This window comes from Rhodococcus wratislaviensis, from assembly GCF_041228765.1.
Classification (GTDB): domain Bacteria; phylum Actinomycetota; class Actinomycetes; order Mycobacteriales; family Mycobacteriaceae; genus Rhodococcus_F; species Rhodococcus_F wratislaviensis.
The window spans coordinates 4,306,330-4,330,674 of the sequence record NZ_CP150488.1 but is presented as its reverse complement, the minus strand read 5'-3'; the positions used below and the strand labels follow the sequence as shown (position 1 = coordinate 4,330,674).

Annotated in this window: 20 protein-coding genes and 2 pseudogenes; 15 read left to right on the top strand and 7 right to left on the bottom strand. The window is 64.9% G+C overall.

Going from position 1 to position 24,345, the window contains the following annotated elements; translation table 11 throughout:
* Positions 1 to 11 precede the first annotated feature (11 nt).
* From WKC72_RS20030 to WKC72_RS20020, 3 genes and pseudogenes are all read left to right on the top strand, one after another.
* Positions 12 to 1,340 carry a DUF1254 domain-containing protein gene (locus tag WKC72_RS20030; RefSeq protein ID WP_370178607.1) on the top strand — a complete coding sequence of 443 codons (1,329 nt, stop codon included), beginning with the start codon at positions 12 to 14 and terminating at the stop codon, positions 1,338 to 1,340.
* On the top strand, positions 1,337 to 2,428 hold the full coding sequence (locus WKC72_RS20025; RefSeq protein ID WP_112298448.1) for a nitronate monooxygenase family protein: 1,092 nt from the start codon (positions 1,337 to 1,339) through the stop codon (positions 2,426 to 2,428). Before WKC72_RS20030 ends, WKC72_RS20025 begins: the two co-directional genes overlap by 4 nt.
* Positions 2,428 to 2,526: pseudogene (locus WKC72_RS20020) on the top strand (DUF202 domain-containing protein); the annotation flags it as partial. The gene WKC72_RS20025 and the pseudogene WKC72_RS20020, both read left to right, overlap by 1 nt.
* 94 nt (positions 2,527 to 2,620) lie before the next feature.
* Here WKC72_RS20020 and WKC72_RS20015 read toward each other — a convergent pair.
* The 3 genes and pseudogenes from WKC72_RS20015 to WKC72_RS20005 form a co-directional block, all read right to left on the bottom strand.
* Positions 2,621 to 2,734 (bottom strand): annotated as a pseudogene (locus WKC72_RS20015) (PDZ domain-containing protein); the annotation flags it as partial.
* 546 nt (positions 2,735 to 3,280) lie between these two features.
* Positions 3,281 to 4,378, bottom strand: a complete 1,098-nt coding sequence (locus WKC72_RS20010; RefSeq protein ID WP_370178604.1) for a hypothetical protein — start codon at positions 4,376 to 4,378, stop codon at positions 3,281 to 3,283.
* A 218-nt stretch (positions 4,379 to 4,596) separates the two neighbouring features.
* The gene (locus WKC72_RS20005; RefSeq protein ID WP_370178602.1) at positions 4,597 to 5,613 is read right to left on the bottom strand and encodes a S1C family serine protease; all 1,017 of its coding nucleotides are present in this window, start codon (positions 5,611 to 5,613) and stop codon (positions 4,597 to 4,599) included.
* 781 nt (positions 5,614 to 6,394) lie between these two features.
* Here WKC72_RS20005 and WKC72_RS20000 point away from each other — a divergent pair.
* The 10 genes from WKC72_RS20000 to WKC72_RS19955 are packed head-to-tail and all read left to right on the top strand — an operon-like array spanning position 6,395 to position 16,090.
* On the top strand, positions 6,395 to 6,898 hold the full coding sequence (locus tag WKC72_RS20000) for a general stress protein (RefSeq protein WP_037227167.1): 504 nt from the start codon (positions 6,395 to 6,397) through the stop codon (positions 6,896 to 6,898).
* Between the two features lie 3 nt (positions 6,899 to 6,901).
* Complete coding sequence (gene dnaK, locus WKC72_RS19995) at positions 6,902 to 8,782, top strand: molecular chaperone DnaK (protein WP_037227170.1); 1,881 nt, start codon at positions 6,902 to 6,904, stop codon at positions 8,780 to 8,782.
* Between the two features lie 8 nt (positions 8,783 to 8,790).
* Positions 8,791 to 9,315, top strand: a complete 525-nt coding sequence (locus WKC72_RS19990; protein WP_037227173.1) for a nucleotide exchange factor GrpE — start codon at positions 8,791 to 8,793, stop codon at positions 9,313 to 9,315.
* A gap of 6 nt (positions 9,316 to 9,321) precedes the next feature.
* Positions 9,322 to 10,260, top strand: a complete 939-nt coding sequence (locus WKC72_RS19985; protein WP_370178598.1) for a DnaJ C-terminal domain-containing protein — start codon at positions 9,322 to 9,324, stop codon at positions 10,258 to 10,260.
* Positions 10,257 to 10,586 carry a chaperone modulator CbpM gene (locus WKC72_RS19980; protein ID WP_370178596.1) on the top strand — a complete coding sequence of 110 codons (330 nt, stop codon included), beginning with the start codon at positions 10,257 to 10,259 and terminating at the stop codon, positions 10,584 to 10,586. Before WKC72_RS19985 ends, WKC72_RS19980 begins: the two co-directional genes overlap by 4 nt.
* Positions 10,568 to 13,201 carry an ATP-dependent chaperone ClpB gene (gene clpB, locus WKC72_RS19975; protein WP_370178594.1) on the top strand — a complete coding sequence of 878 codons (2,634 nt, stop codon included), beginning with the start codon at positions 10,568 to 10,570 and terminating at the stop codon, positions 13,199 to 13,201. Before WKC72_RS19980 ends, clpB begins: the two co-directional genes overlap by 19 nt.
* A gap of 14 nt (positions 13,202 to 13,215) precedes the next feature.
* Positions 13,216 to 13,668, top strand: a complete 453-nt coding sequence (gene trxA / locus WKC72_RS19970; protein WP_037227180.1) for a thioredoxin — start codon at positions 13,216 to 13,218, stop codon at positions 13,666 to 13,668.
* Positions 13,665 to 13,931, top strand: a complete 267-nt coding sequence (locus tag WKC72_RS19965; protein ID WP_005259203.1) for a UBP-type zinc finger domain-containing protein — start codon at positions 13,665 to 13,667, stop codon at positions 13,929 to 13,931. Before trxA ends, WKC72_RS19965 begins: the two co-directional genes overlap by 4 nt.
* Positions 13,909 to 15,636, top strand: a complete 1,728-nt coding sequence (locus WKC72_RS19960) for an FAD-dependent oxidoreductase (RefSeq protein WP_370178590.1) — start codon at positions 13,909 to 13,911, stop codon at positions 15,634 to 15,636. The genes WKC72_RS19965 and WKC72_RS19960 overlap by 23 nt, the downstream gene beginning before the upstream one ends.
* Positions 15,637 to 15,649: 13 nt before the next feature.
* Positions 15,650 to 16,090: a DUF1931 family protein gene (locus tag WKC72_RS19955; protein WP_174233749.1), complete on the top strand. Its 441-nt coding sequence runs from the start codon at positions 15,650 to 15,652 to the stop codon at positions 16,088 to 16,090.
* 495 nt (positions 16,091 to 16,585) lie between these two features.
* On the opposite strand, the gene WKC72_RS19950 is transcribed toward WKC72_RS19955, so the two are convergent.
* On the bottom strand, positions 16,586 to 18,223 hold the full coding sequence (locus WKC72_RS19950) for a flavin-containing monooxygenase (RefSeq protein WP_370178588.1): 1,638 nt from the start codon (positions 18,221 to 18,223) through the stop codon (positions 16,586 to 16,588).
* Positions 18,224 to 18,792: 569 nt separating this feature from the next.
* On the opposite strand from WKC72_RS19950, the gene WKC72_RS19945 reads away from it, so the two are divergent.
* The gene (locus WKC72_RS19945; protein WP_370184416.1) at positions 18,793 to 19,101 is read left to right on the top strand and encodes an acyl-CoA dehydrogenase family protein; all 309 of its coding nucleotides are present in this window, start codon (positions 18,793 to 18,795) and stop codon (positions 19,099 to 19,101) included.
* Between the two features lie 470 nt (positions 19,102 to 19,571).
* Here the strand turns inward: WKC72_RS19945 and WKC72_RS19940 are convergent, their stop codons facing one another.
* The 3 genes from WKC72_RS19940 to WKC72_RS19930 all read right to left on the bottom strand — a co-directional run bounded on the left by WKC72_RS19940 (position 19,572) and on the right by WKC72_RS19930 (position 22,436).
* The gene (locus WKC72_RS19940) at positions 19,572 to 20,471 is read right to left on the bottom strand and encodes a crotonase/enoyl-CoA hydratase family protein (protein WP_370178586.1); all 900 of its coding nucleotides are present in this window, start codon (positions 20,469 to 20,471) and stop codon (positions 19,572 to 19,574) included.
* On the bottom strand, positions 20,468 to 21,454 hold the full coding sequence (locus WKC72_RS19935; RefSeq protein WP_037227186.1) for a nitronate monooxygenase family protein: 987 nt from the start codon (positions 21,452 to 21,454) through the stop codon (positions 20,468 to 20,470). The genes WKC72_RS19940 and WKC72_RS19935 overlap by 4 nt, the downstream gene beginning before the upstream one ends.
* 82 nt (positions 21,455 to 21,536) lie before the next feature.
* Positions 21,537 to 22,436, bottom strand: a complete 900-nt coding sequence (locus tag WKC72_RS19930; protein ID WP_164060902.1) for an SMP-30/gluconolactonase/LRE family protein — start codon at positions 22,434 to 22,436, stop codon at positions 21,537 to 21,539.
* A 259-nt stretch (positions 22,437 to 22,695) separates the two neighbouring features.
* Here WKC72_RS19930 and WKC72_RS19925 point away from each other — a divergent pair, with 259 nt between their 5' ends.
* On the top strand, positions 22,696 to 24,342 hold the full coding sequence (locus WKC72_RS19925) for a long-chain fatty acid--CoA ligase (RefSeq protein WP_370184414.1): 1,647 nt from the start codon (positions 22,696 to 22,698) through the stop codon (positions 24,340 to 24,342).
* Positions 24,343 to 24,345 lie beyond the last annotated feature (3 nt).

Sequence of the window (24,345 nt, the reverse complement as noted above, 5' to 3'; positions counted from 1 at the left end):
ACGGAGCAACAATGACGACATCTCTCACCCGGCCTTCCTCTCCCGGCAGCATCGAGCGCATCGGACAGAAGGTGGGTACCGCGGCCTCCGTGGCCGTCGAGGCCTACCTGTGGGGTTACCCACTGGTCCTGATGAACCGCACGAAACGACTGCTCACCTGCCGCGATCATCGCGGTGCCGCACCGATCAACACACTTCGCCACCGCACCGCGCTCGCCACCGCCCGTGATCGAGAAATCGTCAAACCCAACAACGACACGATCTACTCGATCGGCTGGCTCGACCTCGCAGCCGGACCACTCGTCCTCGACGTCCCCGAGGTGCACGGGCGTTACTACAGCTTCCAATTCCTCGACGCCTACACGAACACGTGGGAATACGTCGGACGACGCACGACCGGAACACATCCTGGACGATTCGTCCTCGTGGGACCGACCTGGCGCGGCGACCTCCCCGACGGCAAGGTCCTGACGTCGCCGACGAACACGGTCTGGTTGATCGGCCGAACGATCGTCGACAGCCCGGAAGATCTCGCCGAGGTCGCCCAGCTCGTCGAGGGGTACCGGCTCTCCCCCGCCGTCGACGGGGACAGGGAACCGCGCTGGACCACCGGACCCATCGAATCGCCACATACGATCGGCGAGGCAGGCATCGAATTCTTCGACGAACTCTGTGCCGCCATGGAAACCGATCCGGCTCCGACCGGTGAGGAAGACACCCTCGCGCGGTTCGCGACCCTCGGCATCGCACCCGGACTACGCCCGTCGACCGACATCACCGACCCCGTCGCCCGAACCGCCCTCGAGCACGCCGTCACCATCGGGGATCGACTCCTCGCGGCGCGGCGCACGAAGAGCGAGCGCGCGTGGGACTACAACCTCGAGCTCGGTACGTACGGGACAAACCATCTGCTGCGCGCCGCCGTCGCCCGACACGGACTCGGAGCCCTCACCGCATCCGAAGCGATCTACGCCACCACGGAGATCGACGCGACCGGTCGACAGCTGACCGGCGCGCACGACTACCGACTGCACTTCGACAGCGCACACCTTCCCCCGGTCGACGCATTCTGGTCACTGACGATGTACGACGACGAGTCCTTCCTCGTACACAACCCCGCAGATCGCTATGCGATCGGAGATCGGACGACGGGTCTGACCTACGGCCCGGACGGTTCGCTCGAGATCATCATCCAGCACCGCCAACCAACGGATGCGACGGAGCGGGCGAACTGGCTGCCCGCACCGGAGGGCAACTTTCAGCTCACCATGCGCTTCTACGAGCCGCGCGAGGAAATGCTCACGAACCGCTACGTCATCCCCGCGGTCACACGCCGATGAACCGCCGGCTCGACACAGCGGTCTGTCACCAATTCGGCTCGCAGCTACCAATTCTCGCGTTCAGTCACTCTCTTCCGGTAACCGCGGCCGCGACCAACTGCGGGGCCATCGGGATCTGGGGCGCCACCCGGAACACACCCGAGGAGATCCACGAAGGACTCGCCTGGCTCGCCGCACGCTGCGGCGAACGCCCGTACGGCGTCGACCTCGTACTGCCGGCGAACATGCCCGAACGCGACAATCGGGAATTGCTGGAAACTCGTTTACCGCAACGTCATCGGGATTTCGTTGCGGCCCTTCGCACCAAGTACGCGGTGCCGGACGACGGGCTACCCGGTACCCGATCCCGGTTCGTTCGCTCACAGGAAATGGCGCACGCACAACTGGGCGTCGTGCTCGCATCGGAAGCGCCGATCACCGCGATGGGCGTCGGCAGCCCACCCGAGGCCGTCTCGTCACTGCATGACGCAGGCAAGTCGGTGATCTCCCTCGTCGGCACCACCGAGCACGCCCGCCGCGCGCTCGACGCCGGCACCGACATGCTGGTCGCTCAGGGCTACGACGCCGGCGCGCACACCGGGGACATCGGGACCTTCTCACTGGTCCCGCAGATCGTGGACCTCGCCGGTGACATCCCCGTGGTAGCGGCCGGCGGAGTCGCCACCGGCCGACATCTCGCCGCGGCACTCGCGATGGGTGCATGTGGGGTGTGGATGGGAACCGCCTGGCTGTTCGCGAAGGAGCACGACCTCGATCCCCTCGTGCTCGCGAAGCTGGCCGCGGCGGACTCCGGCGACACGATCCGGTCCCGGGCCGACAGCGGCAAGACCCTGCGTCAGATCACAACGGCGTGGACCGACGAATGGTCCGAGCCGGGCGCACCCGAACCTTTGGCGATGCCGCTGCAGGACATCCTCGTCGGTGACCTGCTGGGCGCGGTGTCCCGGCACCGCATCGAGCCGTTGATGAAATCGGAAGCGGGACAGTCGGTCGGCTACTTTCGCGAGCGCACGGACGTGGCGAGCATTCTCGACGGCCTGATCACCGAAGCGGTGCACGTGCTCGATCGGCTCGGTTCCGATATCTGATCCGGACGTGCGGTGGCGGCGCAGGTGGCGCGGACCCGGATCCGGGATTCACCCTTTCCAACGAGCGCACCTTCCTGGCGTGGGTCCGGACAGCGGTCGTCGGGCGGCGAGCTCACGGGGACGAGCGAAGACATCCACCAGCGCACCGTTTCGCCACACCGTGATCTCGATCTGCCGGTCGACCGCATCCTCGACCATCAACCGCTGAACGGCAGTCGTCGTCACGATCGGCTTGCCGTCAAGTTCGACCAGGATGTCCCCACGTCGCAGCCCCGCCTCAGCGGCCGGGCTGCGGCGGGGAGACACCGGCCACCTGTAACCCCGTCTTGGACCCGATCCGCCCCTGCAGCTTCGGAGGGAGCGGAACCTGCATGCCTGCGATCCCCAACCAGGCCCGACGCACCCGCCCGGCCGATACCGACGCGGCGATGATCTGCCTCGTCGTCGACCGACTCCACCAGACCCGAGTCTAAACAAGACCAACTTCGCGATCACCGGCTGTGCTGTTACCGCTGCCCGTCCGTTCGAACGCCACCCGGGCGCCGTCACAGCCTCTTCCGGCGCCATCGGCACACAACCGGCAACCGTGGACCAGTCACCCAGCAACCGCCCGGGGTCTCCGGCGAGTCAATCCTCGCCGAGGAGGTCGTGGCCATGCCATTCTCGGACCATGCCACGAGCACTCATGGTTCCCAATGGTCACACACATCGCCACCGAAAAGGAGCCTTCGACCGTCGCGCGAAAGCAGGGTGAGCGCGCCCGGTCGCTCGTATCTCGATGGACGCTCGGTCGACGGACATTGCACACCTCGTCAGGGCCCCCGAGTTGGGTCGCACGCTTCGCGGCCGCGATCATCCCGCCTCGTTCGACCGCCTCCGCGTCTCCTCGATGCGCTGCCGCTGCCGGACCCCGTACGCCGCCTCCTTGACGGCGGCGTCGTCCTCGAGACCCGACCCTAGCGCCCCACCTATGGTGGCGATGGACGCCAGCAGCCAGGTGAGCGTGAGGTAGTCGGAGAAGTTCACCCCGTGCCCGAGAATGGGGGACAGCAGTTCCGGGGGAAGGGCGAGGCACGTGGTGAACAGGAGCAGGCAGAACAGGGCCACGTGGAGGATGGCGACACCGATGACCAGGGTGGCCACGGTCGCGGTGTTGTACAGCACCGATCGATCGCGCTCCTCCGGCGACTTCGGCCGCTCCCAGAGTTCGTGATCGAGGATCAGCCAGAGAATCATCGCCACGATCGACAGGACCGTCGCCGCACCCATACGCCATGGACCCATCGTGTCGGCGAACAACCAGATCGTGTCGGTGGCCAGCGCGATCGCACCCGTGGCGAAGGCGCCGACGAGTACCTTCGACAAGCCGGTGACCAGTCGCCACGGCCGGTTGGCCCGCACCATCCCCGACAGCAGTCGCAGCCGCCGCAGCCCCGAGGGCGCGAAGTACCGGATACCGTCCTCAATCTGCACACACGGGAACCGTCGCGCCGCGCCGGGGGGCATGAGTTCCGGTTCCCCGAGGACGCGGGCGATCACGAGTTCGGTGACAGTGCGGACGCGGTGCCCGATGTGGACGCCGCCCACCCCGGCGACGGAGATGAGCGCGAAGAGGTGGTCGGCGCTGACGTCGGCCACCACTGGCAGGGTGTCCTCGCGACGCGGTAGATCGGTGAGGTACACGACGATGTCCTCCCCTTCGGAGGACGGATCAACCGCGTGGATCACATCTGCGAAATCCGCTTGCTCGTCTGAGAGGTACGGCTTGCCGCGTACGCACGTCGTCCACCGACGCTCGAGGCGATCACGGCTTCGCAGGCGTTGCGGCAGGTACTCCGCGATGCGTTCCGCGAGAGCCGCAGGCGTGCCCGGATCCGCGATCAACAGCACCGAGACCTGCTCACCGTCCGCACCGGATTGCCCTCCCCCCGGGTGCTCATTCGCATCCACCGCCTCCGCGTACCCGCCCGGTCTGCCCCCAAACTCCAGGCAGTGGGTGCGCGTGCATCACAGCGCCGCCGCGGATCTCCGCTGCCTCTGTCCGGTAGACACCACCAGCGTCCGAGGATGCACCGTCGACACGACTACAATCGGCTAGCCAACGCAACGTGCCGGGCCGCGACACAGATCCCGTCCACGCCCGTATTGGTCGTTCTTGGAATCGCCGTTCAGCTGGCGGGGCGGTCTGTCACGGTAACCGAAATCTGCTGGGTCTCGCCGCCGCGGAGCACGGTCAGTTCGACTCGATCGCCCGGATCGACGGCACGGATCGCCGCGATGAAGTCCTCCGCCGACTCGGTGTCGTGACCGTTGACCGCGGTGATGACATCGCCCGGCCGGATACCCGCGGTCGCAGCCGGACCGAGCGGGACGACCTCGAGGACGACGACACCGCTGGTGCGGTCTACTGCCAGTTGTTCGGCGATCTGCGGGGTCAGCGTGCCGGGCTGAATGCCGACGTACGCATGCTGGGCGGTTCCCGAGGCCAGCAGCTGGTCCGCGACATCGACGACATTCGCCGCGGGGATGGCGAAGCCCAGAGCCACCGCACCCGCCGACGGGGGAATGTAGGCCTGGCTCATCCCCACAACCCGCCCTTGTCCGTCGATCAGCGCACCCCCGGAGTTACCCGGCGAGATCGCAGCGTCGGTCTGGATCAGGTCGACCAGCGGCGCCCCGGTGGAGGCCGACCCGGGGATCTGACGGTGCAATCCTGAGATGATGCCCGAGGTGACCGTGGCCTCGAACCCCAGCGGACTGCCCACGACTACGGCGAGCGCGCCGACCTCTGGCAGCGCTGTCTCGAACGTCGCCGCAGTCAGATCCGTGCGGTCCGCTTGAAGGACCGCGACGTCGGTCACGCGATCGACGGCCCGCACGTTCGCGGACACCTGTTGCCCGTCCGCGAACGCCACACTCACCTGCCGGGCACCCTCGACCACGTGGGCGTTGGTGACGATGGTGCCGTCAGCCTTGTAGACGATGCCGCTGCCCACGCCGGACCCGGTGAGCACGGTGACGACCGAGGCCTCCACCTGCCGGACCAGTGCCGGCAGGTCTACGGCAGGCCCCGCTGAGGGCGTCGAGGTGGTGGGAGCCGAGGCGCCGCATCCCGCGAGGAGGAGGACCACGATCGCGACCAGCGGCGCCCAGATCGAGGAACGTACGGTCGACGGCACGCGCATCAGCGACCGCCTCCGTGAGGAATCGGTCTCCTACATGCACCTGCCGCGAGCGGGCCCACCCGATCAACATACCCCTACTGCTCCCGTGGTCGGTGACTCCCGACCCGCGTCACATAACGGTGGAAATCTGCATCGACGATCACGGTGCGCGTGTCTCACTGCTACAGCTTCGAGTCGTATACTGTTGTACTACTTCCACTTTCAGACCAGCTCCCCGGTTTACTCCCGATTCGGTTGCGGTACACCGAAATTAAAGCTTCGTCGACTCCACCCGATTGGCTAATCCAACACCTGAAACGTGGATTTCGTCACTGGTTCGATTCTGCGCCAAGGAATTAGGGCCCACTGCCGAGAGCCTGATCCTCTACGTGAGGATGAAGAAGCTGTTATTCCCAGCGCTCCGCGACTGTACTGTCAGGGTGGAATCGGCTTCCTGCTTTCGACTTGCTGGGCCCTAGTCACTCACCTCCTTCGGCTGCGAAAATTTGCTATCGGGAGTTCTACTCATGGGATTCCCGGAGTAGTGGCTGATGCCCGGAGTGCGCGTACCGGCCGCCTCGAGCGGGTCCGGCGGACATTTATGCCCTGGGTGGGGTGTGGACGCCACTATCCCCCGTTGTGTGGACGCCCATTAGGTGAATCTTGATGACGCCCAGAGGCGGATGAGGAACTCTCAGGCGGTTGAGCCTCCGTGAGCTCAAACGGTTGACTGACCGACCGAACGCCGAACTGGTACGCGCGGGCTCGGCGGATCCCAAGTTATTGACGCCTAGGGGGCGTGATGTCAGAGTCCAGTGGCGGGACCTCCGCGGTACGTCCGAGCCGACCTGCCCGCCAGGTGGTAGCAACGTTCGACAACTACGCCGACGCTGAAAGCGCCGTCGACTATCTCTCCGACCAGCATTTCACGGTAGACAAACTGGCCATCGTCGGTCGCGATATCGAGCTGGTCGAGCAGATCGTCGGCCGATTGAACTACGGCTGGGCCGCTCTGCGCGGCGCCGCCGCGGGCGCGCTGACGGGTGCGCTGTTCGGCTGGATCTTCGGGTTACTCGATTGGGTCCAGCCGCTGCTCACGGGCCTCGCGCTCGCCTTCTACGGGTTGGTGTTCGGTGCCGTTGTCGGTGCCCTGCTCGGCCTGCTCATGTATGCGCTGCAGGGCGGCCGGCGCGACTTCACCTCGATCCAGTCATTACAACCACGTCACTACGAAGTTCTCGCCGATGTCGAGGTCGCGGACGAAGCCGTCCGCTTACTCACCGGCCGGACCGATCGAAAGGAATGAGTCATGGCGACCGCTGTGGGTATAGACCTAGGCACCACCAACTCGGTTATCGCAAGCTGGCAAGGCGGCGAGCCGGTGGTGATCTCCAATGTCGAGGGAGCGCGGACGACGCCGTCGGTGGTGGCGTTCACCGAGAGCGGCGAGCGCCTGGTGGGTCAGCTTGCCCGACGGCAGGCGATCTTGAATCCGAAGGGCACGATCTACTCGGCGAAACGCTTCATCGGACGTCATTACGACGAGATCTCCGAGGAGGCCAAAGCGGTCAGCTTCGACGTCGTACCAGGTGACAACGGTGAGGCCCGATTCGACGTGCGGGGAAAGAAGTACGCGCCGGAGGAGATCAGTGCCCTCGTGCTGCGCAAGCTCGTCGACGACGCGAGCAAGTTCCTCGGTGAGAAGGTCAAGGAAGCGGTCATCACCGTTCCGGCCTACTTCAACGACGCGCAGCGCAACGCCACCAAAGACGCCGGCCGGATCGCAGGCCTCGAGGTTTTACGGATCATCAACGAGCCGACCGCTGCGGCACTGGCGTACGGCATGGACAAGCAGACCCACGAAACCGTACTGGTCTTCGACCTCGGCGGCGGCACCTTCGATGTGAGCCTGCTCGACGTCGGCGAGGGAGTGGTCGAGGTTCGTTCCACCGCCGGCGACTCCCACCTCGGCGGCGACGACTTCGACCGACGCCTGGTGGACTACCTCGCCGACGAATTCCAGCGTGCGGAGAACATCGATCTGCGCAAGGATGCGCAGGCGTTGCAGCGCCTCTTCGAGGCCGCGGAGAAAGCCAAGGTCGAGTTGTCATCGGTGACACAGGCCCAGGTCAACTTGCCCTTCGTCACCGCTGACGCGAACGGTCCCAAGCACCTCACCACCACGATCATGCGATCGAAGTTCGAGGATCTGACGGCGGATCTGGTGGAACGCTGCCTCGACCCGGTGAAGCAGGCGATGAGTGACGCCAAGGTCACCGCCAACGACATCGACGAGGTGATCCTGGTCGGTGGTTCGACACGTATTCCGGCGGTGCAGGCGCTGGTTCGCCGGCTCACGGGCGGTAAGGACCCCCACATGGGCGTCAACCCGGACGAGGTCGTGGCGCTCGGTGCCGCAGTCCAGGCGGGCGTGCTCAAGGGCGAGGTCTCCGATGTGCTGTTGCTCGATGTCACCCCGCTGTCCCTCGGCGTCGAGACGCAGGGCGGGGTGATGACCAAGATCATCGAGCGCAACACCACGATCCCGGCCCGGCGCAGCGAAGTGTTCTCCACCGCGGAAGACAATCAGTCCGCCGTGGACGTCGTGGTGCTGCAGGGCGAACGCGAACGGGCCGCCGACAACCGGGTGCTCGGCCGGTTCCGGCTGGAAGACATCCGCCCCGCACCACGTGGCGAGGCCCAAGTCGAAGTCACTTTCGATATCGACGCCAACGGCATCCTCAACGTCACCGCCCGCGACAAGGACACCGGCAAGGAGCAGAGCATCACGATCAGTGAGCAGGGCAACCTGGACCAGGGTGAGGTCGAGCGCATGCTGGCAGAGGCCGAACGGAACCGGGGTGAGGACGAGGCCCTGCGCAAGGCGGTCGACGCACGCAACGCGCTCGATTCGGTTGCCTATCAAGTGGAACGGCGACTCGCCGAACTCGGTGACAGTGCGCCACCGCACGACAAGGCGCGGGCCGAGATGCTGATCGCCGACGCCAGGAAAGCCGTCAAAGACGGTGCTTCACCCGCGGAGGTAGAGCCACTGACCTCAGAGCTCCAGCAGCTGCTCTACGGGCTCGCGCCGGTCCAGGACGGCGGCGACGGACACCAGGCTGGCGGCGCAGAGGCTGCGTCGTCGGATGACGACGACGTGATCGACGCCGAATTCGATCGAAGCTGAGGCACACGATGGAAAGGTCTGCAGATCATTCGACGACCGAGCCGGCTACCGACGGTACCGGCACGGATCAGACCGAGACGGCGCCCGATCGCACCGACACGGGGGCCGAGTTGGCTCAACTCGAGGACCGCTGGCGCAGGGCCCTCGCAGATCTGGACAACCTGCGCAAGCGGTATGCCAAGGATCTGGACCGTGAACGCGCCGCGGAGGTGGCGAAGGTTTCCGCGGCGTGGTTGCCGGTACTGGACAATTTGGAGCTTGCGCTGGCGCATGCGGGCAGCGATCCTCAGACCGTCGTCGAGGGTGTGAAGGCGATCCGGGATCAGGCGGTGCAGGTGCTGTCACGGTTCGGCTTCGAGCGCCACGACGAGGTCGGTGTGCCGTTCTCCCCGGAGCTCCACGAAGTGGTCAGTGTGGTGGCCCAACCCGACCTTCCCTCCGGGACCGTTGTCGAGGTCTTGCGCCCGGGTTATGGAGAGGACGGGCGGCAGCTGCGTCCCGCCGCGGTGGTCGTCAGCCGCCCCGAGGGGTGAGCACCGATGGCGCGCGACTACTACGAAGTGCTCGGGGTCCCGCGGGGCGCCGGCACCGACGAAATCCAGCAGGCCTACCGCAAGCTGGCCCGCAAGTACCACCCCGACGTGAACAAGGACCCCACTGCGGAGGACAAGTTCAAGGAGGCCAACGAGGCCTACCAGGTGTTGTCCGACCCGGACACCCGGAAACGCTACGACCGATTCGGTGACGACTTCCGGCGTGTGCCCGAGGACTACGACGAACGGGTCCGGGCAAGCGCCGGCGGGTACGGCGGCGGGTTCGGCGGCGGCGGGTACGGCGGTGGGGGCGGGGGCAGAAGGGTGCACTTCGGTCACGGTGTCGGTGGCGAGGGCGGCGTCGACTTCGAGGACCTTTTCGGGCAGATGTTCGGCGGCGGGGGCGGGTACGGGCCGATTCCCGGCGCCGATCAGGAAGCGGAACTGGAACTGCCCCTGGAAGAGGCGTATCGGGGCGGCAAACGCACTCTCAGACTGGACGGACGGCAGTACGACGTCGACATTCCGGCCGGTGTCCTGGACGGCCAGCGAATCCGGCTGGCCGGGCAAGGCGGCCGGGGCAACGGTGACGCGCCGCCCGGGGATCTGTACCTCGTGGTGCGGATCAAGCCGCATCCCCGGTTCCGCGTGCAGGGCCGGGACATCTACGTCGACCTGCCCGTATCGCCATGGGAGGCGGTCCTCGGGTCGACCGTCGTCGTCCCCACCCCGGGTGGCGAGGCGAAAGTCAAAGTGGTGCCGGGCTCGTCGACGGGAAGGAAGCTGCGCCTGCGCGGAGAAGGAATGCCCAATCCGCGGGGCGCCAACGGCAACCTCTACGCCGAAATCAAGGTGATGGTGCCGTCGAAACTGACCGCACGCGAACGCGAGCTGTTCGAGCAGTTGGCCGCCGAATCGAACTTCGATCCGAGGAAAGAGACATGAGCACCCCGACCCCGATCACCCAGTACGTATTGGTTCGCCGCACCGGATTGTCGCCAGATGCCTTCGCCCAACGTACCGGGCTGCACCCGGACCTGGCACGAAAGCTTGTGGCTCTCGGCCTGCTCGACGCCCACCGCGACACCGGCGGAGAGATGTCGTTCGAACCATCCGAAGTGGCCCACGCCGCCCGCATCCAACGGCTGCGGACCGGTCTGGGCCTGAACTACTCGGCAATCGGGCTCGTGCTCGATCTGCTGGATCGAATCGAGAAACTCGAAGCAGCTTCCCGCAGAAGGAGGACACCCCCATGGACACCGGCAGCCTGACTGAAAAGTCACGAGAAGCCCTGCAGGAAGCCCAGAACGTCGCGACCAGAATGGGTCACACCGAGGTCGACGGAGAGCACCTGCTGCTCGCGTTGGTCGATCAGCAGGAAGGGTTGGTACCCCGACTGCTCGAGCAGGCCGGCGCGAACGTCGATGCCCTGCGATCCGATCTGGAACGTGAACTGTCGCGTAGGCCGAAGGTCAGCGGCCCCGGCGCGACACCCGGTCAGGTGACGATCACCCAGCGCCTGGCCAAGCTGCTCGACGCCGCGGAACGGGAGGCGAAGCGACTCAAGGATTCCTACGTGTCGGTGGAGCATCTCGTGATGGCACTCTCCGAGGAGGGATCGGCCAGTGCGGCCGGGCGGGTCCTCGCCAGTCATGGGGTCACACGAGACGCCTTCCTCACGGCGCTGACGAAAGTGCGCGGCAATCAGCGCGTCACCTCGGCCACCCCGGAAGGGGCGTACGAGGCGCTGGAGAAGTACGGGCGCGACCTCGTCTCCGAGGGGCGGGCAGGCAAACTCGATCCGGTCATCGGCCGAGATGCCGAGATCCGCAGGGTAACGCAGATCCTGAGCCGGAAGACGAAGAACAATCCGGTGCTGATCGGCGACCCCGGCGTCGGTAAAACCGCGATCGTCGAGGGCCTCGCCCAGCGGATCGTCCGCGGCGACGTGCCCGAGGGCCTGCGCGACAAGACGATCTTTTCGCTCGACATGGGTTCCCTGGTGGCCGGTGCGAAATACCGCGGCGAGTTCGAGGAGCGACTGCAGGCGGTGCTGTCCGAGGTGAAGGCGGCCGAGGGGCGCATCCTGTTGTTCGTCGACGAGCTACATACAGTTGTCGGTGCGGGATCAGTCGGCGGCGAAGGGTCTCTCGACGCCGGCAACATGCTCAAGCCGATGCTCGCCCGCGGCGAACTGCACATGATCGGTGCCACCACTCTCGACGAGTATCGCAAGCACATCGAATCCGATGCAGCACTGGAGCGACGCTTCCAGACCGTTCTCGTCGACGAGCCCAGCGCCGAGGATGCGATCTCGATTCTGCGCGGACTTCGAGAACGCCTCGAGGTGTTTCACGGCGTGAAGATTCAGGACGGCGCACTGGTGGCCGCCGTGACCCTCTCGCACCGGTACATCACCGACCGCTTCCTTCCGGACAAGGCGATCGATCTGGTGGACGAGGCGTGCGCCCGGCTACGCACCGAAATCGATTCGATGCCCGCCGAACTCGACGAGCTCACCCGGAAGGTGACCCGGCTGGAGATCGAAGAGGCCGCGCTGTCCAAGGAAACGGACGCGGCCAGCAAGGCGCGCCTCGAAGAGCTACGTAAGGAGCTGGCCGATCTACGGGCCGAGGCCGACGCCCGGCACGCTCAGTGGGAGGCGGAGCGGCAGGCGATCCGGCGGGTGCAGGAGCTGCGGGGAGAGCTGGAACGATTGCGCCACGAGGCCGAGGAGGCGGAGCGCAACTACGACCTCAATCGGGCCGCCGAGTTGCGATACGGCGAGATCACCGCGCTGGAACGCAGGCTCGAGGCGGCGGAGGCGCAACTGGCTACCAGGCAGGGCCGGAATCCGTTGCTGCGTGAAGTGGTCACCGAAGACGAGATCGCAGAGATCGTGGCCGCATGGACGGGTATCCCGGTCGCCCGGCTGCAGGAAGGTGAGCGGGAGAAGCTGTTGAAGCTCGACGAGATTCTGCACGAGAGGGTCGTCGGTCAGGACGAGGCGGTGCAACTGGTCGCAGACGCGGTGATCCGGGCGAGGTCCGGTATCCGTGATCCGCGCCGGCCGATGGGTTCGTTCATCTTCCTGGGCCCGACGGGCGTGGGAAAGACCGAGCTCGCAAAGACGCTGGCCAGTGCCCTCTTCGACAGCGAAGACAACATGGTGCGCCTGGACATGAGCGAGTACCAGGAGCGGCACACGGTGAGCAGGCTCATCGGTGCGCCCCCCGGGTACGTCGGGTACGACGAGGGTGGCCAGCTCACCGAGGCGGTGCGCCGCAAGCCGTACTCCGTGGTGCTCTTCGACGAGATCGAGAAGGCCCACGCCGACGTCTTCAATACCCTGCTGCAGGTGCTCGATGACGGCCGGATCACCGATTCTCAAGGCAGGCAAGTCGATTTCCGGAACACGGTGATCATCATGACCTCCAACATCGGATCCCAGCATCTCCTCGAGGGAGTCACAGCCGACGGCGAGATCAAGCCGGACGCCCGGGAGCGGGTGCTGGCGGAACTGCGCGGGCACTTCCGTCCCGAGTTCCTCAACCGGGTCGACGACATCGTGTTGTTCACCCCGCTCACGCTGCCCCAGATCGAGCACATAGTCGAGCTGCAGCTCACCGAACTTCGGAACAGGTTGTCGGAGCGCCAGATACACCTGGAAATCACGCCAGAAGCACGCCGGCTCATCGCCGAACACGGTTTCGACCCGGTCTACGGTGCGCGGCCGCTGCGACGGTACATCGCCCACGAGGTCGAGACCAAGATCGGTCGTGCGCTGTTGCGGGGCGAAATCGAACCGGGTGGCACCATCCGTGTCACGGTGGACGGCGGCGAGCTCGCCGTCGCGTATGCGGAACCCGCCGTCGCGGCGGCCTGAGAAGAGGTGTCGTCATGGAATCCGAGAAGGTGAAGTGCCCGCACTGCGGCAAGGTCAACAAGGTGCCGGCGTCCGGGGACGGAAGACCCCGCTGCGGGAACTGCCACGAGCCGCTGCCCTGGATCGCCTCGGCAGGGGACGGCGACTTCGCGGAGGTCGCCGAGAAGTCCTCGGTGCCTGTGCTCGTCGATCTCTGGGCGACGTGGTGCGGCCCGTGCCGCATGGTGAGCCCGGCGCTCGAGCAGCTCGCCAGAGAACGCGCAGGTCAGATCAAGCTGGTCAAGGTCGACGTGGATGCTGCGCCCCAGACGGCCGAACGGTTCACCGTCCGCGCCGTGCCGACTCTGCTGGTGATGGACCGGGGTGAAGTCCTCGCTCGTCAGGCGGGCGCAGCTCCGGTACCCCAGCTGCGCACGTGGCTCGATCAGGCGCTCTCGGAAAATGCAGGCAAGGAGGCGAAGTCATGACTTATGTCCATGCCGACCCACACGTGACCGCGATCCGGGCCGTGGTGCCCCGGACCCCGCAGGGTTGCGAGGAATGTCTTCGCCTCGGCACCCCGTGGGTGCATCTGAGGCTGTGCCTGACGTGCGGACACGTCGGTTGCTGCGACTCTTCGCCGGGCAAGCACGCGAGCGCGCACGCTCACGCCATCGGCCATCCGATCGTCCAGTCGATGGAGCCAGGTGAAGATTGGCGGTGGTGTTATGTCGACCAGAACTTCGTCTGAGGAGGCCGCACCCGTCGGCGACAGTCCGCCGGTCGACGACGAGACTCCGGATGCGGTCGGAGCATTCCCGCGGCTGACGGACGACCAGGTCGCGAGCCTCGAGACCGGTGGCACGCGTCGATCGGTTCGCGCCGGTGAGGTGCTGATCCGAGAGGGCGCGCCCAGCAACGATTTCTTCGTCATCCTTTCCGGCAAGGTCGCGGTCATCGACGAGGGCGACGGGGACGGCGAACGCCGGATACTGCGCGTGCACGGTCCAGGCCGCTTCCTGGGCGAGCTCGGACTGCTGGAAGGCCAGGTGGCGTTCTTCACCGCCGAAGCGATCGAGGACGGCGAGGTCCTCGTCGTCCCGGCCGAGCGAGTGCGCGAGCTGGTGGCCCACGATCCCGTGCTCAGCGATCTGATCCTGCGCGCCTACCTGGTGCGCCGGCACCTGCTGATCGGGCTCGGCTCGGGGTTCCGGATCATCGGCTCCTGCTATTCCCCGGACACGTTGCGGCTTCGCGAGTTCGCCATCCGAAACCTATTGCCCCACAGGTGGATCGATCTCGAGCGGGACCAACGGGCGGAGCAGCTGCTGCGCAGCCTGGACGTCGCCCCCGAGGACACTCCCGTCGTGATCTGGCACGGCGAGAAGGTGCTGCGCAATCCGACGAATGCGGAACTCGCACGCATCGTCGGGCTTCCGGTCCCGGACTCGGTCCCGGACGCAGCCCAGGACGTGTGCAACCTCGTCGTCGTGGGCGCCGGACCGGCCGGTCTAGCCGCGTCCGTGTACGGCGCCTCCGACGGGTTGAACACGGTGACACTGGAGTCGATCGCCGCCGGCGGCCAAGCCAGTACCTCCTCCCGGATCGAGAACTATCTGGGCTTCCCAGCAGGGGTCTCCGGCTCCGAATTGGCCGAGAGGGCCGTAATCCAGGCCGGGAAGTTCGGCGCCCGCATCCTGGTGTCGGCGGAGGTGACCGGTTTGGGATCCGAGGCCGGGAACCATGTGCTCAGGCTGGCGGACGGCGGCGCGGTTCGCGGCCGGGCCGTCGTGCTCGCCACCGGGGCACGATATCGCAAGTTGGCCGTTCCAGGGATCGAGGCACTGGAGGGGACGAGCGTGTACTACGCCGCGACCCATCAGGAAGCGCGGATGTGCGGCACCGACCCGGTGGCTATCGTCGGCGGCGGAAACTCCGCCGGCCAGGCCACCGTCTTCCTCGCCGACCATGTCTCCCATGTTCACCTGCTCATCCGCGGCGACGACCTCGGAAAGAGCATGTCCCGATACCTGGTCGACCAGATCGAGCACCACCCGCGCGTCACCGTGCACCGGAACACCGAGATTCGTGCGGTCCACGGTCAGAAGTACCTCGACGAAATCGTGGTCGAGGACAATCGCACGGGCGACCAGGACACGATCCGGGTACATGCCCTGTTCGTCTTCATCGGGGCGACGCCGCACACCGGGTGGCTGGCCGACGCGATCGAACTCGACGACCACGGCTTCGTCCTCACGGGCATGGACGCAGTCCACGCCCGAGGAGACGGCAACCGGCCGATCAGCGCCGGGCTGTCTAGGACGCTCGAAACCAGCCGGCCCGGCCTGTTCGCGGCGGGCGACGTCCGCCGCGGCTCGGTGAAACGAGTCGCATCCGCAGTCGGTGAAGGAGCGATGGCGGTACGCCAAATCCATGAATACTTCGAAAGGAGCTGACGACATGCCAGTGATGGGCACCGTGAAATTCCAGCGGTTCTTCCGGGCAGCGGCCGGACTGCAGGTCGACCGGAACGACCTCAAGCGCTATACGGATTTCATCGACGACAAGATCTACGATTTGATCCTCATCGGCAAAGCCTCGGCAAAGGCAAACCTGCGTGACGTGATCGAACCGTGGGACCTGCCGATCACCAAGGGGCTGCAGGAGAGCATCCACCGGTTCGAAAAACTGGACGAGGAGATCGAACTACAGCCTCTGCTCGATCAACTGACGGCCCGGCCGCCCTTGGACGTGGCTCTCTCCGAGGAGACCGAGCAGCGACTGCCGCTGATCGCCGGAGGCTTGAGCGTGGCGCTGGCGCATACCTTCGTCACGGTCGAGCCGGACCGCAAGAACCCCGGCACCGCCGAATGGAACGTCGCCTTCGACATCTTCCACCTACTGCTCTGACCCCGGGACCCTACGTCCGGCAAACCAGAGGGTTGCCGGGACGCAAGGCATTCGTCCGGAGTCACGTACTACCGGTTGTCGCCCACCACATCGTGTGATCGTACGGTTGAGATTTCCATGGACGATCGGGCAGCTGTGGCCGCCGGCGCTGTCTGTCCCTGCTTTGCGACAGTCGCAACCCGAGGCGGCCGCGCTTGGACGCCTTCATCGCATCCCCGGTCGGCGCCTGGTTCTCCGCCGACAAAACGCGGCGCTCGAGCTCGGCATACACAAGCTCTAGCAGCAGTTGCGCCGCTTTGGGGGCATTGTCGACGAGCGGCCGCCGGACGGTCGTCAGGCCGGCGGCTCGCGCGCGTCGAGGACGAACAGGTCGGATAGCGCGACGACCGCCATCATCGGAACTCATTGGCAAGATGTGAGGGCCGCCGGACCCTGCGCCTGACGATTTCCGCGAGATCCGCTGTTGGTCGACCTGTCCGCCGTTCGCGCGCGTGATCAGGACAGTGTGAATGCCTTGTACCCGGCCGCGACGTTTTCCTCCCAGTGGTCGAAGTAGGAAGGAAGGCCGCCAGAGTAGTTGAGCATCTGGCTCGGCTTACCGGGAATGTTTGCCCCGTGATACCAAGACTTGGCCCGCGGAAAGAGCGACATGTGGAAGACTTCCTCCACGTGCGCCGTCCATGATTGCTCTGCGTCCTCGCTGGCCTCGAACCGCTGGTATCCGCCGTCGCGAACGTGGGTCAGGAAATCGACAACGATCTCTCCTTGCACCTCCGCACAAGTGGGCCCGTTGCAGAATCCGGCAGGGCTCTGCGGGCCGTACACGAACATCAGGTTGGGGAATCCTGCAGTGGCGAGTCCCATGAAGGTATCGAGCCGCTCGGACCACTTGTGGCTCAGGAGTTGATCATTGGTGCCTCGGATATCGATCGACGTGATGCCACCGCGGTTCGCGTCGAAACCTGTCGCGAACACCAGGATGTCGAACTCGCGTAGACCGGACCTGGTCTGGACCCCCGTCGGGGAGATCCGCTCGATCGGATCCTCGTTGACGTCGACGATGTCGACGTTCTCCTGGTTCACCACATCATAGAAGTTCTGCTCCAGCGAGGGTCGCTTCGTCCCGAACGGATGGGGCGGATCCTTCGGGGCAAGCTTCTCGGCCTTGACCGGATCGGTGACGCGCTGATGGACCTTGTTGCGCCAGAAATCGTACATGGTGCGGTTCGCGTGTTCATCGAGCAAAATATCTTGATAGTTGGCGAGCCATAGCTCGAATCCGCCGGTAGCCCACATCTGTTCGTAGGTGTCAGCTCGCTCTTCGTCCGAGACTTCGAACACGCTCTTCTGGATGAAGTCCATATCGAATCCGGCAAACGACCTCCGGCGCTGGGCAAATCGCTCGGGAAGGTGCTCCTTCAGCTTCTCCTTGAGCTGGCCTGTCAACTGTTGCTGCCGCATCGGCAGCGCAAGGTTGGGCGTCCGCTGGAAGATGGTGATCTGTTCGGCGTCTGCGGCGGCCTCTTGGGTGACCTGAACGCCGCTCGACCCGGTGCCGATGATCCCCACGCGTTTGCCGGCCATGTCCAGACCTTCTTGGGGCCACAGAGCGGTGTGGTGAGATTCGCCGGCAAAGCTGTTGAGCCCTTTGATGTTGGGAATGTACGGCTTGGCGCCGAATCCAGTGCAGATCACCACAGACCTGGCACGAAGCGTCCGGCCGGTATCGGTGCGCACTGTCCATTGGTTCCGCTCGCCGTCGAAGTCCGCAGACGTCACCCGGGTACTGAAGATGATGTCTCGAGACAGATCGAGCTTGCCGTCGACGTAGGCGAAATAATCGCGCACACCGGACCACGACGGGTAGAGCTCATCGTAACTCCAGTCCTTCCACAGGTCCTCGCGTGAGTACTGATAGATCTGCCCGGTGCTGTCGGTTCGAGCACCCGGGTAGCAATTCCAGTACCAGATGCCCCCAAGCGAGTCACCGGCTTCGACGACCTTCACCGAAAATCCGCGTGAACGAAGTTGATCGAGTTGATACAGACCCGCGAAGCCGCCTCCGACGACGAGAACATCCAAGACGCCGTTCGTCTCGTCGAGCTCCCTCGGATCGATCGATGCCGTGGTCATGCTGCCTCCTTGAGTGAAATGCCTGGGACCCGCGCCGAGGAGCAGATCTATTTGTGCCAGACCGGCCCGTTCGTATGACCGACATCACATACGCTAGGGCCGTTCGAGAACCCGGGACTGTCCGATATCGATCCACCGGACACGCGGAGCGCACCGGGCACACGTGCACGCACCCCTCGCGTGGCGAACGGCCAATTCATCACCGGCACCCACCATTCAACTGCAGCAAAGTGGTTGACCGGAGGAACGGCCTGTAGGAGTCCGGGCACTCCTGCGCAACTCCGCACGTTGAGCATGGCGCCCGGATCCGGTGTCGGCATCCACGCCGACGGTGTGGCACCGTACCCCTGTTCTACGCACAGTGAGGAGCAGAACAGCGCTGGCTCCCGAGGTTACGGAGTGGTGAGGTGCTCGCTGCAATCGAACCCGATGTGAAGGGCTTCTTCCGCGGTCGCAAGTCTGACTAGGTCGGTCCAGACGCGTCAGTTACTGCGGATCTGTTGTTCGAGAACGTCCAGGTTCCCTCGGATAACAATATCGGTGAGCTCGACTACGACTTCGTCCACCTGATGACATACTCGCAACAGGAGCGGCTCGAGTGCGCCATCAGCAGCCTCGTCCGCGCAGCGCGGATCCTCGACGAGACCGTGGCGCAAAGCAAGAACCACAAAGCTTTTGGTCATTCGATCGGTCAGTTTCAGCACAATGGGTTGCCCCGCGCCGATCTCGTTACTCGGATCGAAGTCGCCCGAGCATTCATCGATCAGTACGCGATTGCCCACGTGGACGCTGAGTTGACGCCGATTGACGCTGCCAATGCCAATGGTGACGACGTGATCGCCCACTGCGTCCAAGTCCAATTCGGCAGGGCTACATGAACGAGTACCGGTTGACCCGCGCTTGGCGTGATGCTCGCGTCACCAAGATCTGGGACCCGCAACACGGGGAGGGCCTGGCCAGCGGTCTCATGGCCCGGTCATCGCGAAATTCCTCTGTTCGAATAACTCGTGGCTGAGGTCCCCCACCCCAGAACTGAGAGGTGCGTCGCATAGCACAAAGAAGGCGGTGACGGTGCACTTCTCTTCCACCTGCGCGGCCGTCGTTCAGTTGGCCGGCCGCGACGGGGTAGCGATGATCTCCTCGGTGGGCGCCCCCGAACCAGCCGTCGACCGTAAGAGAGAAGCGCCGGGTTCGCGAGGCCAGCGGCGCTGTGGAACTGCCCCGATCAAACTGATCGTCGAACCGTGGGCTCGCCGACACTGCTCGGATTTCGTTGGCCGGTAGCAGTGACGATGAAAGGTGCTACCCGTATTCCGCGAGCGGCATCACAGCCTATGTCTGAGCGGCGCTACCGCTCTATCCAGTCGGTGTAGAAGTCAGGAAGGTCGGTGGATACGCGTCCGTTGAACTGGGGCTTCCTCTTCTCTCGGAATGCTTGGACACCTTCTTTTCCATCTCCGATACTGGTGTAGAACATGGCGAGTGAATCGATGCGGTGTGCCTCGGCGGGGTGACCGAGAAGCGCGTTGCGGTACATCATCTGCCGGGTCAGGGCGGTCGCGACACGCGACCGATCGCGAGTGAAGCGATGTGCCAGTGCAAGCGCGGCATCGAGAAGTTCGTCCGGCGGGTGGACCGAGCGAACCAGGCCGATCTCGGCCGCGTCGGCCGCGTCGAGGATGTCAGCGGAGTACACGAGGTCGAGTGCGGTATCGAGTCCGACGATCCTTGTCAGGAACCAGGTCGAGGCTGCTTCGGGTGTGATCCCGAGTCGGCCGAAGACAAACCCGAATCGTGCTGCTGTGGAGGCGAGTCGGGCGTCCATGGACAAGGTCAGGGTGGCTCCGATGCCCACGGCGGGGCCGTTTACGGCGGCGATCACGGGTTTGAGGCAGTCGAACACCGCAAGTGTGACCCGACCGCCGGTGTCGCGGACGCCGCGGGCAATGACCGGGTCCTGCAAGTCACCCATATCGTGGAGGGTCGGCTCCAATGTCTCGTCGAGGCCGAACACGTTGCCGTCGGTCGTGAGATCCATACCGGCACAAAACGCACGGCCCGAGCCGGTCACTACCACGGCGTTGACGTCGTCGTCGTCATTGACGGCCCGGAAGAGGTGCTCGAGCTCATCAGCCATGGTGATGGTGAAGGCGTTGAGCAACTCCGGTCGATTCAGCGTCACGATGAGCACGCCGTCGCGCAGCTCGAGGGCGATCGTCTCGTACTCGACATCCACGGTGCGGATCATCGGACGGCACCCGCAAGTTGGGGAAGTCTGTTCACGATCAGATCATGGGCTTGGTTGACCGTGCCGGTCACGATCTCCTCGCAGGTGAGGATCTCGTCGATCAGTCCCTGTGATTGCCCGGCCCACCACAAGCCGGCATCCACGTCACCGCCGGCCAGAACCTTCTGGCGACCGCGCACCCCGGAGGCCAGATCGGCGACGTCGTCGAATGTTGCGTTCGGAAGCGCGGAGATCTCGGAAATTCTCTCCGAGATGGAGTTGCGGGCGACGCGGGCGGTGTTGTTGAACTCTCGAAACACCAGTTGCGTGGATCGTTCGTCGTTGACGGTGATCTGGCGTTTGACGTTCTCGTGGACCGTCGCCTCTGTGCTGGCGACGAATCTGGTTCCCATGTTGATAGCGCTGGCCCCCAATGCCAGAGCCGCCGCCAGGCCGGCACCATCGGCGAATCCGCCGCTGGCGATGACGGGGATCGACAGTTTGCGGGTGGCGGCAGGGATCAGGACGAGACCGGGGACGTCGTCGTTTCCGGGATGGCCGGCACATTCGAATCCGTCGACGCTGACCGCGTCGACTCCAAGCTTCTCCGCCTTCAGCGCGTGGCGCACGGAGACGGCCTTGTGGATTACCTTGATGCCGGCGGCGGCGAAGGCGTGCAGATGGGGAGCGGGGTTGCTACCTGCCGTTTCGACGACGCCCACGCCGGAGTCGATGATGGCAGCGCGGTAGTCCTCGTAGGGAACAGGTTTGAGGGTTGGCAGGATCGTCAGGTTGACACCGAAGGGTCGGTCGGTCATGGACCGACACCTTGCGATCTCCTCGGCCAAGGCTTCGGGTGTCGGCTGGGAGAGAGCGGAGAGGAATCCGAGAGCACCCGCGTTTGCGACGGCGGCGATGAGGTCGGCAGTGCCAACCGCAGTCATGCCGCCACAGACGACGGGATGCTCCACGTCGAAGATCCGTGTGAAGGAGGTAGTGAACACCCCGGGGCTCCTTGGTCAGTTGAAATGTGAGATCAACGCCGGACCCGCTGCGGGAGAGGGTTCCACAGCGGGATCCGGAGGGTCAGGGGCGGCCGGCGTGTGGTACGTCCACTTCGGTGGCGAGCATGCGCCCCAGACGGGTTGCGGTGCGTTCGGTCTCGTCGAAATTCGGTGCGACGCACAAGAACAGGGTGCGTCCGTCGTCGCCGCCGAGCGCAACGGCGAACACCCCGTCGGGTGCGGTGCTGACCTCGTCGAGGATTTCGCCGCCCTTGGCGATCCGCACCGCTCGGTTGTTCGCGGCATCGGCAATCCACACGGCGCCTTCGGCGTCGAGGGTCAGACCGTCGGGCACGATCGTGGCGGCCTCGAGTCGTGTGCCGACGTCGGGCTCGGCACCGAGGTCTCCGTAGCCGGCCCATTCGATTCGCTCGCCGAGCGTGCCGTCCGGGTGGATGTCGAATGCCGAGATCCGATTGCCGAACAATTCGTTGACCAGCAGGGTTGAACCATCGGGAGTGATGACCATGCCGTTGGGGAATGACAGTCCGTCGGCGACGATGGAGGCGCTTCCGTCGGTGTCGACGAGGACGACAGTGGTGTGCTCGTGTGGCGCCCCACCCATGAGGTCGAATCCGAAGTTGCCCACGTAGGCCCTTCCCTGGGCGTCCACGACCATGTCGTTGGCGTGGCCACCGCATAGGTCGCGGATGTCGGCATGCTCGACGAGTGTGCCGTCCGACTCTTGACGCAGCACCTTGCGGTCCTTCATCGACACGATCAGCAGCCGCCCGTCCGGCAGCCAGCCGAGCCCAGAGGGTTGGTGCGGGACCGTCGCGACAAGTTCGATGCTGCCGTCGGCGTTCACGGCATTCACGGTGTGGGTGTAGAAGTCCGCAAACCAGAGACGTCCGTCATGCCAGCGGGGGCCCTCGAGGTACGAGTAACCGTCGACAATGGTTCGCAGCGTGTATTCGGTCATGGTTGTGCCCCTTTAGATTCGGAGTCGTTTCGGGCTCGGCATTTCAAACCCGCGTTTCTACCACTGTTGTCGGCTGAGTGATCAAGCGAATGTCCGAAAATGCAACACCACGTTGGGGCGAGCGATGACTCGTTATAGGACACCTTGTGCCCGACGGGAGGTACAGGATCGGCCTATTACGTGGTCGCAGAGTTGGCATCCATCGAGGACCCGACTTGGAGCAATCTGATGAAAGGCGGTAGGACCGGTGGATGGGCTCATGATGAGTAGTCAATTGTCGGTGGCGAGGCTGCTGTGGCGCGCCGAGAACGTGAATGGCGCTCGGATCAACACGGCCTGGACTTCGGACGGGGTTCGCAGTTTCACGTACCGGGACCTGGTCTCCGACGTGAGGGATCTGGCCGGTGCGCTCGCATCGATCGGCGTGAAACGCGGGTCCCGAGTCGCAACCATGGCGTGGAATACCCGTCAGCACCTGGCGGCATACTTCGCGGTTCCAGCGCTCGGGGCCGTCCTGCACACGGTAAATCACCGCATGCCAGTCGAACACATGGCCTATACGATCAACCATGTTTCAGATGAGGTTCTGATCGTCGACGAGGATCTCCTCCCGTCGGTAGAGGCGATGCGTGGCCGACTTCCCACGGTTCGTCACCTCGTCGTGGTGGGCGAACCCGGTGCGATCGATGACTTCGACCAGGTCATTCCCTATGACCAGTTCGTTTCACGCGCATCCACCCACGGGTCCTTCCAGGAGATCGACGAAAACACTGCGGCGTCGATCTGCTTCACCTCGGGCACGACCGGGTCGCCCAAGGGCGTGGTCTATAGCCACCGGAGCATCGTGCTCCATGCCATGGCGATCAGCACCAAGGGCGGAGTCGAGATCGACGCGGAGCGGGCCTACCTGCTCGCCACCCAAATGTCGCACGTCAACGGCTGGGGTGTCCCCTACGCGGCGGCGCTTCAGGGCGCACGCCTGGTGCTTCCCGGACCGCACCCCACACCCGAGCGTTTCCTGGACTTGATCCATGGCGAACGGCCCGACACCTTCGTCGGCTCGCCAACGGTCGCCGCCCTCATGCGCGACGAGCACCTACGCCGAAACTGTGGCTACGACCTCTCGGAGCTGAAGACGATGTGGCTCGGAGGGCAGGTGCCGCCGGTCGCGCTGGCGCGGTGGTGGGCTGAGCAAGGCGCCCGCGTCGTAAATGGATGGGGAATGACCGAGACATCTCCGATGGGCACCTTCTCCCCCGGCGGCTCGATGCAGGGCAGGCCACTGCCGTTGTTCGAGCTCCGAGTCGTGGACGAATCCGGCTCACCGCAACACTGGGATGGTCAGACCGTCGGCGAACTGGAAGTACGTTCGCCGTGGGTCGCCCGGGAATACCTGGACGATCCACGAACGCCGGACAGCTTTCGAGACGGCTGGCTGCGCACCGGCGATGTGGCGACCGTTCACCCAGATGCCGGCCTGCAGATCAAGGACCGCGAAAAGGACCTCGTCAAGAGCGGTGGGGAGTGGATCTCCTCGATAGACCTCGAGAATGCGCTCATGCTTCATCCGTCTGTCTCGGAGGCCGCCGTCATCGCCATACCGGACGACACATGGCAGGAACGCCCCCTCGCGTGGATCCGGCTGGACGCCGACGTGACCGACGAGGAGCTCCGGACGTTCCTGGCGACAACACTTCCCCGATTCTGGCTGCCCGATCGTTTCGTGAGAGTCGATGAGATCCCCAAGACTGCAATGGGCAAGATCGACAAAGCCGACATCAGACGACAGCATCGGGAAAACACAGGTCAGCCCACATCGACAGACCAGGCGAGCACAGTCTCCGATGGTCGCGACCACAACGTTGCAGTCATCCCCACCAGGTCCGGTACAACGAGCGGACTGTAGCAA

What these genes read in the sequence shown, in the direction of transcription:
- WKC72_RS19930 (WP_164060902.1), bottom strand. Translation starts at nt 22,436, where the DNA reads ATGACCGAATACACGCTGCGAACCATTGTCGACGGTTACTCGTACCTC.
- WKC72_RS19925 (WP_370184414.1), top strand. Translation starts at nt 22,696, where the DNA reads ATGATGAGTAGTCAATTGTCGGTGGCGAGGCTGCTGTGGCGCGCCGAG.
- WKC72_RS19960 (WP_370178590.1), top strand. Translation starts at nt 13,909, where the DNA reads ATGTCGACCAGAACTTCGTCTGAGGAGGCCGCACCCGTCGGCGACAGT.
- WKC72_RS19965 (WP_005259203.1), top strand. Translation starts at nt 13,665, where the DNA reads ATGACTTATGTCCATGCCGACCCACACGTGACCGCGATCCGGGCCGTG.
- WKC72_RS19990 (WP_037227173.1), top strand. Translation starts at nt 8,791, where the DNA reads ATGGAAAGGTCTGCAGATCATTCGACGACCGAGCCGGCTACCGACGGT.
- WKC72_RS19985 (WP_370178598.1), top strand. Translation starts at nt 9,322, where the DNA reads ATGGCGCGCGACTACTACGAAGTGCTCGGGGTCCCGCGGGGCGCCGGC.
- WKC72_RS19955 (WP_174233749.1), top strand. Translation starts at nt 15,650, where the DNA reads ATGGGCACCGTGAAATTCCAGCGGTTCTTCCGGGCAGCGGCCGGACTG.
- clpB (WP_370178594.1), top strand. Translation starts at nt 10,568, where the DNA reads ATGGACACCGGCAGCCTGACTGAAAAGTCACGAGAAGCCCTGCAGGAA.
- WKC72_RS20030 (WP_370178607.1), top strand. Translation starts at nt 12, where the DNA reads ATGACGACATCTCTCACCCGGCCTTCCTCTCCCGGCAGCATCGAGCGC.
- WKC72_RS20000 (WP_037227167.1), top strand. Translation starts at nt 6,395, where the DNA reads ATGTCAGAGTCCAGTGGCGGGACCTCCGCGGTACGTCCGAGCCGACCT.
- WKC72_RS20025 (WP_112298448.1), top strand. Translation starts at nt 1,337, where the DNA reads ATGAACCGCCGGCTCGACACAGCGGTCTGTCACCAATTCGGCTCGCAG.
- WKC72_RS19980 (WP_370178596.1), top strand. Translation starts at nt 10,257, where the DNA reads ATGAGCACCCCGACCCCGATCACCCAGTACGTATTGGTTCGCCGCACC.
- WKC72_RS20005 (WP_370178602.1), bottom strand. Translation starts at nt 5,613, where the DNA reads ATGCGCGTGCCGTCGACCGTACGTTCCTCGATCTGGGCGCCGCTGGTC.
- trxA (WP_037227180.1), top strand. Translation starts at nt 13,216, where the DNA reads ATGGAATCCGAGAAGGTGAAGTGCCCGCACTGCGGCAAGGTCAACAAG.
- WKC72_RS19940 (WP_370178586.1), bottom strand. Translation starts at nt 20,471, where the DNA reads ATGATCCGCACCGTGGATGTCGAGTACGAGACGATCGCCCTCGAGCTG.
- WKC72_RS19945 (WP_370184416.1), top strand. Translation starts at nt 18,793, where the DNA reads ATGACATACTCGCAACAGGAGCGGCTCGAGTGCGCCATCAGCAGCCTC.
- dnaK (WP_037227170.1), top strand. Translation starts at nt 6,902, where the DNA reads ATGGCGACCGCTGTGGGTATAGACCTAGGCACCACCAACTCGGTTATC.
- WKC72_RS19950 (WP_370178588.1), bottom strand. Translation starts at nt 18,223, where the DNA reads ATGACCACGGCATCGATCGATCCGAGGGAGCTCGACGAGACGAACGGC.